This window comes from Mesorhizobium sp. M1E.F.Ca.ET.063.01.1.1, assembly GCF_003998155.1.
In the GTDB taxonomy this organism is placed as follows: domain Bacteria; phylum Pseudomonadota; class Alphaproteobacteria; order Rhizobiales; family Rhizobiaceae; genus Mesorhizobium.
This window is the reverse complement of the sequence record NZ_RZSC01001793.1, coordinates 1-385: the sequence shown is the minus strand read 5'-3', so window position 1 is coordinate 385 and position 385 is coordinate 1. Positions and strand designations below refer to the sequence as shown.

The following is a 385-nucleotide window of genomic DNA, read 5'->3' as shown; positions in this document are numbered from 1 at the left end:
GCTCGAAGGCCGCGACATATTCGGCATCGCCCAGACCGGTTCGGGCAAGACGGCGGCTTTCGCCCTGCCGATCCTGTCGAAGATCATCGGGCTCGGCACCAAGCGCCGGCCGAAGACGGCGCGCGCGCTGATCCTGGCGCCGACGCGCGAGCTCGCCGTGCAGATCGAGGACACGATCAAGCTGCTCGCCAAGGGCGCGCATATCTCGACCGCGCTCGTGCTCGGCGGTGTCTCCCGCTACAGCCAGGTGAAAAAGGTGGCGCCCGGCGTCGATATCCTGATCGCCACGCCCGGCCGCCTGACCGACCTCGTGCGCGAGGGCGATCTCATCCTTGCCGACACCAAATGGCTGGTGCTCGACGAGGGCGACCGCATGCTCGACATG

1 protein-coding gene is annotated in these 385 nt (G+C 67.8%); it reads left to right on the top strand.

The features are described 5' to 3' along the window. A partial coding sequence (locus tag EOA29_RS40900) for a DEAD/DEAH box helicase (protein WP_127222629.1) occupies positions 1–385 on the top strand: 385 nt, incomplete at both ends.